Source organism: Bradyrhizobium sp. 17, assembly GCF_023073515.1.
GTDB lineage: Bacteria > Pseudomonadota > Alphaproteobacteria > Rhizobiales > Xanthobacteraceae > Bradyrhizobium > Bradyrhizobium canariense_D.
In genome coordinates, this window is the sequence record NZ_JADPJQ010000107.1 from 1 (window position 1) to 1,609 (window position 1,609).

Consider the following 1,609-nt stretch of genomic DNA (forward strand, 5'->3'; position numbering starts at 1 on the left):
TTCGGCGATCGACTGTTGCACTGACGAATGCAAGCTTTCGGTCTTGGCCATTCTGAGCAAATGCTTCGTCGGATGATGGCGCGGCGCTCGATCGGGCTTCGCTCGACGAGGTGGTGGGGGCCTGTGGGCGGACATTGGTGCTGGCAAATACCTTGCTGGTCCGTGCCGCCTCGCTCTCCTGGGTGACACGTTGCTGTTCGGCATCGATACCAAGGGAGCTGGATGTCGAAGAACCCTGCGCTGCGACGATCGGGCGGCCGAGATCACCCGGCAAGGGCGGCCCCAGGCGCGGCACGGCCTTCGGGATCTCGGTGTAATCCTTTGGTAAGGTCGCGAGCTGATCGGCGACATTGTGGCGGTCGGTGGCGTAAAGCTCCTCAGGCGCTGAGACACGAGACCGTTTCTCCTGCAGCGCCCAGAGCACCGCGCCGGTGATCAGCACGAGCACAAAGGCGCTGACGCCGATCAGGACCTTTCGCGAGAGGCGCGCAACTTGTGGAGGGTCCGGCCGGAGCCGCAGCGTTTCGGCGATCTCTTCCGGCGGCCTGGGGCGAGGCGGTTCCTTTGGTGTATCGATCGCCTGGTCACTATCGTTCAAAGCGACCTCCCGTCAGTTCGCACGATCCTGACCTTCTGCTGGTGCTCCTCGCCGAGCCTCAGCTCCGCGGCCGCGAACAGCCGGTCAACAATCAATACGTTTCCGTACGCGCGGTAGTTGACAAGCTCGGTTTTGCCGTCGGGTCCGATCACGAAGAGCGGCGGCATCTCGCCCTGACTGACGCCGGGGGAGAATTCGATATAAGTTTTTCGGCCGTCATCATAAGCGTTGACGGGACGCCACGGGGGGCTGTCGCCCTCGATCGCGTAACGGTACCGGCGCGCCGGCAGGTCCGGAATAAAGGGTGCCGGCGGTAAAGCCCGAGTTCGCTCGCCACGATCCGCCGGATAGAACCAAGCGACCGAGGGCATATAGGGCTTTTCTTTTGCGCGAAGCTCGATCAAGTAAGTGCGACGATCAGTATTGACGACGAGGTTGGTCTCGATCAAGGGACGGGTTGGCTTGACCATGATGTGAACGCGGCGGCTGTCGCCACTCCCACTTTCGGTGTCGCCGACCACCCACCGCACAGTATCGCCCGCGGCGACGGGTCCCGAGCCGATCAGCTGCTCACCGGGCTCAAGGGCAATGTCCGTAATTTGTCCGGGCGCGGCATAGATCTGGTAGAGCGCGCCCGGACTATAGGAAAACACTTGCACCGCATTGTAGTAGCCCGCTTTGCGAGGCTGCACACGTGCAGCGTCATTCGCAGTTTCGATACGCTCGACAGGCTCTTTGGCCTCCGCGGTTTTGCCGCCGCGCGCAGCCTTCCAGATCGGCGGCAGATGCAGCGGTCGCGGCCGGTCGTCGGCAAGCGCCGGCAAATCCGGGGCCGGCGGGAGCTCGTTGTCGTAGCTGATCTGCGGCGGCCTGAAAGTCGTGCAGCCGCCGAGCGTCGAGAGACAGATAAGAAGAGCCAGAGGCAAGCGCGGCCGCGCGTGTCGCGACGCAATGACGATATCTGACGGCATGGTTAGCCGAGCTCCTTTGACCAGTTGATCGCGTTGACAT

General features: G+C 62.8%; 1 protein-coding gene and 1 pseudogene. Both read right to left on the reverse strand.

The genetic code is table 11. The annotated features are described in order from the left end of the window. Window positions 1-448: pseudogene (locus tag IVB13_RS22040) on the reverse strand (conjugal transfer protein TraI); the annotation flags it as partial. 146 nt (window positions 449-594) lie between these two features. Then, on the reverse strand, window positions 595-1,569 hold the full coding sequence (gene trbG / locus IVB13_RS22045) for a P-type conjugative transfer protein TrbG (RefSeq protein WP_247490459.1): 975 nt from the start codon (window positions 1,567-1,569) through the stop codon (window positions 595-597). Between the last annotated feature and the right edge of the window lie 40 nt (window positions 1,570-1,609).

Bases quoted from the DNA above. Each gene is read 5' to 3' on its own strand.
- trbG (WP_247490459.1), bottom strand. From the start codon at position 1,569: ATGCCGTCAGATATCGTCATTGCGTCGCGACACGCGCGGCCGCGCTTG.